This is a genomic window from Yersinia proxima, assembly GCF_902170785.1.
GTDB classification, from domain to species: Bacteria; Pseudomonadota; Gammaproteobacteria; order Enterobacterales; family Enterobacteriaceae; genus Yersinia; species Yersinia proxima.
In genome coordinates this window covers 157,284-165,260 of sequence record NZ_CABHYG010000013.1, presented here as the reverse complement: position 1 = coordinate 165,260, position 7,977 = coordinate 157,284, and the positions used below count along the sequence as shown (strand labels likewise).

Sequence of the window (7,977 nt, the reverse complement as noted above, 5' to 3'; positions counted from 1 at the left end):
TCTTCTGCCTGTCGAAACAGGCTTCGATATCGTCTTGCGAGTGCCCACACAGATTGTCTGATAAATTGTTAAAGAGCGTTCGTTACCCGTTTGCCTTGCGGCGAATCTTACGGTAACGCGGGAGGCAGATAATACGCTTTCCCGCTGAAGAGTCAAGAGTTTATTTGGTTTCTTTCGAAGTCAAACTCAATCATTTCTCTTCCTGACCCGGCGAAGTGTGTTTCGTTGTTCCCGGTCAGTGGAGGCGCATTATAGGGAGTTCCTGACAGCCTGCAACCCCTAATTTCAAAAAACTTTTCAACCGCTCACTAATGCGGCAAAAACACGAAATACGGTGAAAAAGACAACAAAAAGGGGGCGATTTCTCGCCCCCTCAAGGAGTTACCATTACTGTTTGGCAATGATATGCCCATTTTCCACATCAAGAGTAACAGGGACTCCCGGTATTAATTTGCCGGAAAGTATCTGTTGCGCCAGTGGATTCTCGATTTCCTGCTGGATTGCGCGTTTCAATGGCCGCGCACCATAAACAGGATCGAAACCAGTCTCGCCCAAGAACTCCAACGCAGGCTGAGTGATGGTGACCTGATAGCCACGTTCTTCCAACCGTTTGTACAGGCGCTCCAGTTGGATGCTGGCAATTGAAGCCAGATGCGCTCGACCCAGTGGATGGAAGACAACAACCTCATCTATACGGTTGATAAATTCAGGGCGGAAGTGGTGAGTAACAACTTCCATCACCATTTCCTTCATTTCGCTATAACTTCTTTCACCGAAACGTTCCTGAATCAAATCGGAACCGAGGTTAGAGGTCATGATGACCACCGTATTACGGAAGTCGACTGTTCTACCCTGCCCGTCAGTCAAACGCCCGTCATCCAAAACCTGTAAAAGAATGTTGAATACATCCGGATGCGCTTTTTCTACCTCATCCAGCAGAATGACAGAATAAGGGCGACGGCGCACAGCTTCTGTCAGGTAGCCACCTTCTTCATAACCCACATAGCCTGGAGGTGCACCAACCAACCGAGAAACGGAATGTTTTTCCATAAACTCGGACATATCAATACGCACCATGGCATCATCACTGTCGAACAGGAAGGTTGCCAGCGCTTTACACAACTCGGTTTTACCGACCCCTGTTGGCCCTAAGAATAAGAAGGAACCAATTGGGCGGTTCGGATCTGATAACCCAGCACGACTACGGCGAATAGCATTGGATACAGCTTCAACAGCTTCATCCTGCCCAATCACGCGTTTATGTAGATCCTGTTCCATGCGCAGCAACTTATCACGCTCACTTTCCAGCATGCGAGATACAGGAATCCCCGTCCAGCGCGCCAGCACTTCCGCAATTTCTGCTTCCGTCACCCGGTTACGCAGCAACTTCATGGTTTTCCCTTCAAGCGCCGTTGCCGCCGCTAGCTGTTTTTCCAGCTCAGGAATTTTACCGTACTGAAGTTCTGACATCCGCGCCAAATCGCCCACACGACGAGCTTGCTCTAAGCTGATTTTGGCTTGTTCCAATTCGGTTTTAATATTCTGAGTTCCGGTGAGGGCGGCTTTTTCTGCCTTCCACTCCTCTTCCAGCTCTGAATATTCACGTTCTTTTTGCTCTAATTCGGTATTGAGCATTTCCAGACGTTTTTTGCTGGCATCATCAGATTCTTTCTTCAATGCCTGCTGTTCCAGTTTCAATTGGATAATCCGGCGCTCCAGACGATCCAATGATTCCGGTTTTGAATCCATCTGCATACGGATACTAGAACCAGCCTCGTCAATAAGGTCGATAGCTTTATCCGGTAACTGACGATCCGAAATATAACGGTGCGATAGCGTTGCCGCAGCCACAATTGCCGGGTCAGTTATCTGCACATGGTGATGCAGTTCATAGCGCTCTTTCAGCCCGCGTAAAATGGCGATAGTGTCTTCAACAGTTGGCTCCGCCACATACACTTTCTGGAAACGCCGCTCTAGCGCCGCATCCTTCTCTATATATTGACGGTACTCATCAAGTGTTGTGGCACCAACGCAATGTAATTCACCGCGCGCTAACGCAGGTTTCAGCATGTTGCCGGCATCCATCGCCCCGTCGCCTTTCCCGGCTCCGACCATGGTATGCAATTCATCAATGAACAAGATCACACTACCTTCTTGTTTTGATAAATCATTCAACACGCCTTTCAAGCGCTCTTCAAACTCACCGCGATACTTCGCACCTGCAATCAGTGCACCCATATCTAATGAAAGCACACGTTTATGCTTCAGGCCTTCTGGCACTTCACCATTCACGATTCGTTGCGCCAGACCTTCAACAATGGCTGTTTTACCCACACCAGGTTCACCAATTAACACCGGGTTATTTTTAGTCCGGCGCTGTAGTACCTGAATAGTACGGCGAATCTCTTCATCACGGCCAATAACCGGATCGAGCTTGCCTTGCTCCGCCCGCTCAGTCAGGTCGATAGTGAATTTTTTCAATGCCTGACGCTGGTCTTCAGCACCCTGGTCATCAACTTTGTCACCACCACGCATATCTTCAATTGCCTTATTTATTTTATCTTTTGTTGCACCGGCTGCTTTTAACATGTCAGTTAAAGTGCCGCGATCTTCAAGTACGGCCAGAACAAACAGTTCTGACGAAATAAACTTATCTGCACGTTTTTGCGCTAATTTGTCGCAAAGATTCAATACACGGACTAGCTCATTTGATGGCTGAACATCACCGCCAGTCCCTTCAACTTGTGGAAGACGACCTAATGCTTGCTCAATGCCGCTGCGCAAACTGGCGACATTAATACCCGCCGAGGTCAACAATGGGCGAACCGTCCCCCCATCCTGATTGAGCAGTGCGCTCATCAAATGTAACGGTTCAATAAATTGGTTGTCGCGCCCAAGAGCTAAAGATTGGGCATCGGCGAGGGCAAGCTGGAATTTGCTAGTAAGACGATCCAGACGCATAACACCTCCAATATTGGTCAAAATTGCTACTGGAGATTAGATGAGGTCATCCCTCAAATTTTCAAGGTTATTTCGACACTATATTTAAAGTACAACGTCATGCGCCAGCGGATCGCCCTAGCCCAATAGGTTATATCAGCCAGATTAAACTTGCCATACGTCCAGTGATTCCATCGCGCCGATAAGAGAAAAAATGTTGTTTTTCAGTCACTGTGCAGCGATCACCGCCATATATAGCGTGAATACCTGCGGCCTGTAACCGCAATCGAGCTAATAAATAGATGTCGGCGAGATATTTAGAGCCGGAAGGTGTGAACGCAGTCGCGAATTGTGCGTCGATTTGGATAAATGCCTGTTTAACCTCTTCACCCACTTCAAACTGCTGCGGGCCAATTGCCGGGCCTAACCAGGCAATAATAGAAGAAGAGCCAGCATTGAACTGAGCTAACGTTTGCTCCAGAACACCGGCACAAAGGCCACGCCACCCCGCATGAGCAGCGGCCACTTCATCACCTGCCGACGAGCAAAACAGCACTGGCAAACAATCTGCTGTCATTACGGCACAAACTTGCCCAGCGACGCGGCTATAAACAGCATCGGCCTGTACATCAGAAATAGTCTTGCCGTCCAGATGCAGGACACGAGTGCCATGCACCTGCTCGAGCCAAACAGGCATTTGCGGCAATCCCGCTTGCTCCACTAAAGATTGGCGATTTGCAACCACACTGGCGACAATATCCCCGACATGGGTGCCAAGGTTTAATGAATCATAAGGGAATTCGCTGATACCACCATGACGGGTAGTACTACATGCCTTAACAGTGGCAGGCATCGGCCAGTCGGGAAGTATCAGCTTGTTCATTACCAATCCATCTGATCTTTGAATTCTTCAGTATCGGCTTTCAGCGCATTAATCAGCTCAACCATATCTTCTGGTAATGCCGCATGCCATTCCATTTGAATGCCACTGATTGGGTGATACAAACGCAACATAGTTGCATGCAGCGCCTGGCGGTCAAAGCCGCGCAAAATAGCAATAAAGGAATCAGAGGCACCGCGCGGTGGACGTGGACGACCGCCATACAGCTGATCGCCTACCAACGGATGGTTGATATGAGACATATGCACACGGATCTGGTGTGTACGGCCCGTTTCTAAACGCAAGCGCAGGCGAGTATGAGCACGGAAATGCTCCATAATACGATAATGCGTGGTCGCCGGTTTACCCATCGGATGCACCGCCATATGTGTCCGCTTGGTAGAGTGACGAGAAATAGGCTCGTCAACTCTGCCACCAGCTGTCATATTGCCGATTGCTACCGCTTCGTATTCACGGGTAATCTCACGCGCTTGGAGCGCTTCCACCAAACGAGTCTGTGCCGGAACGGTTTTCGCCACCACCATCAAGCCCGTGGTGTCTTTATCCAGGCGATGTACGATACCCGCGCGTGGGACATCCATGATTTCTGGATAATAGTAGAGCAATGCATTCAGAACCGTGCCGTCCGGATTACCGGCGCCAGGGTGCACGACTAAACCACGGGGTTTATTAATAACGAGAATATCGTTATCTTCATAGACGATATCCAGTGGGATTTCTTGAGGCGCCCAGCGGGCATCTTCCTCAATTTGCGCGTCAATTGCGACGAGCTCACCACCCAACACTTTTTCTTTAGGCTTGTTAATAGTTTTACCGTTTACAGTCACCTTGTCTTCCAAGATCCATTCTTTTATGCGAGATCTTGAATAATCAGGGAACAATTCGGCCAAAGCCTGATCTAACCGTTGACCGAGTTGTGATTCGGCCACCGTTGCGCTGAGTTGTACTTGTTGTGCCATATGCAGCTTCTTGTTCGTTAACGTTGGGTTTTGACGGCGATGCCGTTTAATATAATGTGCTATTGTATCTAGATCTTTGTCGGGAGCTTAACGGACAGTCTCCCGGAATAACACTTCGAGGATAATCAAAACGTCATGACGCGTATGAAATATCTGGTGGCTGCCGCCACGTTGAGCCTGGTGCTGACCGGTTGCTCCAGTAACAAGGACGTGGTTCCCGATAACCCGCCTTCTGAGCTCTATGCTACCGCTCAGCAAAAACTGCAGGACGGTAACTTTAAGGGAGCCATTACGCAACTAGAAGCGTTAGATAACCGCTATCCTTTCGGGCCTTACTCCCAGCAAGTTCAGCTTGATTTGATTTATGCGTATTATAAATCTGCTGATCTGCCGTTGGCGCAAGCCTCAATCGATCGCTTTATGCGCCTCAATCCCACACATCCTAACATCGATTACGTATTATATATGCGTGGTTTGACTGACATGGCTCTGGATGACAGCGCATTGCAAGGCTTCTTTGGGATTGATCGTTCAGACCGCGATCCGCAACATGCTAAAGCTGCATTCCGCGATTTTAACCAGTTGATTCAAAGTTATCCGAACAGCCAATACGCAACTGACGCTCAAAAACGTTTGGTGTTCCTGAAAAATCGTCTGGCCAAGCATGAATTGGCCGTGGCGCAATATTACACTAAACGAGGCGCTTACGTCGCGGTAGTTAACCGTGTCGAGCAAATGTTGAGAGATTATCCGGATACTCAAGCAACTCGCGATGCGCTACCGTTGATGGAAAATGCTTATAAGCAATTGCAACTGAATGCAGAGGCAGACAAAGTTGCCAAGATAATTGCGGCCAACCCAGCCTGATATTGTCAGTTACGAGAAAATAACAAACGGCAGCCTAGGCTGCCGTTTTCAATTCTGTCTTATCATCATAAATCCAAGAGATTCATGTCATCAGACTATCGCGCTGATATCTTATCGGAAAGGCAAAAATAATGCCGTTTTTGACTATATCCAGGCGATATAACTTATCGATAATGCGGCATTCTGTTCAATGATTCAAGCCCTCAGCACCTATTCCTGACGTTAAATCACAGTTCCCACGACCTTTGCAAAAAGTGACAAAAATTAGTGATCTTGATCATACATTTTGGTAAAAAGCGAGGTATGCTGAAGTTATCCAAGATGGAGTAGACAGAGAGGTAAGTCATATGACAGTCAACATCACCAGTAAACAAATGGATATTACCCCAGCAATCCGTAAACATGTCGAAGACCGTCTCACCAAACTGGATAAATGGCAGGCCCAGTTGATAAACCCACATATTGTACTGTCTAAAGATCCGCAAGGATTTGTTGCAGACGCCACAATCAGTACACCGATGGGCCCATTGGTTGCCAGTGCCAAACATGATGATATGTATGCTGCAATTAATGAACTGATCACCAAACTAGAACGCCAATTAAATAAAGTGCAACACAAAGGTGAAGCTCGTCGCGCAGCAAGCAGTGTTAAAGAAGCTAATCTGGAGTCAGCAGATGTAGATGTAGAGGAAGAAGAGTCCGAGCAGCAACAATAGCCGGCATAATCCATCTCATTTCGGATCTAACGCGCCTTTGGGCGCGTTTTTTATTGACAGCAATTCAGGCTGGCGGTTAGTTTAGAGGCTGCTTGTTTTAGCTATAACATATCGTTTCAGTCAGTATCAAAAACAGCCTTCAATAACAGGTAAGCAGCAACGATGATGAATAAAGTGTTTTTCTTCGCATTCTTTTTTACCTTCCCCTGATTGGGAGGCGTTTCGTCGTGTGATAAAGAATGCGAAGACGAACAACAAAGCCTCCCAAGCGGGAGGCTTTTTTTATGCACAAAACATTTAGAATGATAATTAAGGCAAATCCCTATGACCGATAATCCATTACTGGTGCTACGTGAACGCATCAGCGCACTAGACTTAAAACTGCTGGCATTGCTGGCAGAACGGCGTGAATTAGCGGTAGATGTGGCTAAAACCAAACAACTTCATCACCGCCCGATCCGCGATAAAGAGCGTGAGCGTGATTTGCTGGATGCGCTCATCACCGCCGCCAAACCTTATGACCTTGATGGCTTCTATATCACTCGCCTGTTCCAGCTGATTATTGAAGATTCAGTATTAACTCAGCAGGCACTGTTACAACATCAGCTAAATCAAACCGCCCAGCACTCAGCCCGTATCGCCTTCCTTGGTCCAAAAGGCTCTTACTCACATCTGGCAGCGCGCCAATATGCGGCTCGTCACTTTGAACAATTGATTGAATGTGGTTGCCAAAAATTCCAGGATATCTTTACTCAAGTAGAAACAGGCCAGGCGGATTACGCCGTATTACCCATAGAGAACACCAGTTCAGGTTCTATTAATGATGTATATGACTTGCTGCAACACACCAGCTTGTCAATTGTCGGTGAGATAACCAATCCGATTGATCACTGTGTGCTGGTCGCGGCTGAAACAGATCTGAGTAAAATTAAAACCGTCTACAGCCATCCACAGCCTTTCCAGCAGTGCAGTCAATTCATTAACCGTTTCCCGCATTGGAAAATCGAGTATTGCGAAAGCAGTGCTGCGGCAATGGAAAAAGTAGCGCAATTGAACTCGCCTGAAGCGGCTGCATTAGGAAGTGAAGCCGGTGGCGCGCTGTATAATTTGCAGGTGTTGGAGCACAATCTGGCAAATCAGCAGCAGAACATCACTCGCTTTATTGTTCTTGCCCGTAAAGCTATTGATGTCTCTGACCAAATCCCGGCAAAAACCACCCTAATTATGGCGACAGGCCAACAGTCAGGGGCATTGGTTGAAGCACTACTGGTACTGAGAGATCACGGTATCATCATGACGAAACTCGAATCACGGCCAATAAATGGCAATCCGTGGGAAGAGATGTTTTATATCGATGTACAGGCTAACTTGCGTTCTGAATCTATGCAAAAAGCGCTGGCAGATCTGACGCCAATAACTCGGTCATTAAAAGTATTAGGCTGCTACCCAAGTGAAAACGTGGTTCCGGTCAATCCGAGCTGACGTCGCTTTTGAGGCTCTTCCATTAGGCTTTACGCAACGTGAGATCTATACCCTATAGATTTCACGTTGCAGGAAGGCGGCAAACAAGTGAGTCCCGATGAGCTTACTCAAG

Annotated in this window: 6 protein-coding genes and 1 other annotated feature; of the genes, 3 read left to right on the top strand and 3 right to left on the bottom strand. The window is 47.6% G+C overall.

Annotation, left to right across the window (positions count from 1 at the left end; all coding sequences use genetic code 11):
• Positions 1-387: 387 nt before the first annotated feature.
• The 3 genes from clpB to rluD all read right to left on the bottom strand — a co-directional run bounded on the left by clpB (position 388) and on the right by rluD (position 4,800).
• Positions 388-2,961 (bottom strand): ATP-dependent chaperone ClpB, encoded by a 2,574-nt coding sequence (clpB, locus tag FTB31_RS11770; RefSeq protein WP_227719802.1) that lies wholly within the window; start codon positions 2,959-2,961, stop codon positions 388-390.
• Positions 2,962-3,091: 130 nt separating this feature from the next.
• Positions 3,092-3,823, bottom strand: a complete 732-nt coding sequence (gene yfiH, locus FTB31_RS11765; RefSeq protein ID WP_227731400.1) for a purine nucleoside phosphorylase YfiH — start codon at positions 3,821-3,823, stop codon at positions 3,092-3,094.
• Complete coding sequence (rluD, locus tag FTB31_RS11760; RefSeq protein ID WP_005166515.1) at positions 3,823-4,800, bottom strand: 23S rRNA pseudouridine(1911/1915/1917) synthase RluD; 978 nt, start codon at positions 4,798-4,800, stop codon at positions 3,823-3,825. Before rluD ends, yfiH begins: the two co-directional genes overlap by 1 nt.
• A gap of 135 nt (positions 4,801-4,935) precedes the next feature.
• Between rluD and bamD the strand changes: the two genes are divergently transcribed.
• From bamD to pheA, 3 genes are all read left to right on the top strand, one after another.
• Positions 4,936-5,667 carry an outer membrane protein assembly factor BamD gene (gene bamD / locus FTB31_RS11755; RefSeq protein ID WP_019210866.1) on the top strand — a complete coding sequence of 244 codons (732 nt, stop codon included), beginning with the start codon at positions 4,936-4,938 and terminating at the stop codon, positions 5,665-5,667.
• A gap of 347 nt (positions 5,668-6,014) precedes the next feature.
• The gene (raiA, locus tag FTB31_RS11750; protein WP_050076103.1) at positions 6,015-6,383 is read left to right on the top strand and encodes a ribosome-associated translation inhibitor RaiA; all 369 of its coding nucleotides are present in this window, start codon (positions 6,015-6,017) and stop codon (positions 6,381-6,383) included.
• Between the two features lie 161 nt (positions 6,384-6,544).
• Positions 6,545-6,669, top strand: a sequence feature (Phe leader region).
• Positions 6,670-6,707: 38 nt separating this feature from the next.
• Positions 6,708-7,865, top strand: coding sequence for a bifunctional chorismate mutase/prephenate dehydratase (pheA, locus tag FTB31_RS11745; RefSeq protein ID WP_227731399.1), 1,158 nt, complete (start codon positions 6,708-6,710; stop codon positions 7,863-7,865).
• The last annotated feature ends 112 nt before the right edge of the window (positions 7,866-7,977 follow it).